This window comes from Chitinophaga agrisoli, from assembly GCF_008386695.1.
GTDB lineage: Bacteria > Bacteroidota > Bacteroidia > Chitinophagales > Chitinophagaceae > Chitinophaga > Chitinophaga agrisoli.
This window is the reverse complement of record NZ_VUOC01000008.1, coordinates 1-428: the sequence shown is the minus strand read 5'-3', so window position 1 is coordinate 428 and position 428 is coordinate 1. Positions and strand designations below refer to the sequence as shown.

Annotated in this window: 2 tRNA genes; both read right to left on the bottom strand. The window is 43.0% G+C overall.

From position 1 onward, the window contains the following. Positions 1–152 precede the first annotated feature (152 nt). Positions 153–229: transfer RNA gene (locus F0L74_RS32730), tRNA-Ala, on the bottom strand. A 72-nt stretch (positions 230–301) separates the two neighbouring features. Beyond that, a tRNA-Ile gene (locus F0L74_RS32725) sits at positions 302–376 on the bottom strand. Positions 377–428: the final 52 nt, after the last annotated feature.

The following is a 428-nucleotide window of genomic DNA, read 5'->3' as shown; positions in this document are numbered from 1 at the left end:
ATTACCTGTGTTTTGTGCTGTATCCTAAAGAACATTTAAGATACTTTACTGTTGTTCCATTCTTTCAAAGAACTTAATCAGCGGTTCCTGCGAACCGTGAAATGAAGATGACCTATCGTCGAAGAATGATCATCTTAAGTAAAGAGCTTGTGTGGTGGAGGATATCGGAGTCGAACCGATGACCCTCTGCGTGCAAGGCAGATGCTCTAGCCAACTGAGCTAACCCCCCAGCTAAAGATTTACAGTTGTGGGTTTGTAGTGAACAGCGGATGACTGTTCAATGCGAACCGAACTGGTTTAGTAGACCCGAGCAGATTTGAACTGCTGACCCCTACATTATCAGTGTAGTGCTCTAACCAGGCTGAGCTACGGATCTATGATCGGGTATGATCTAAAGAACTAAATAAATTTAAAAGAAGGAACAACAG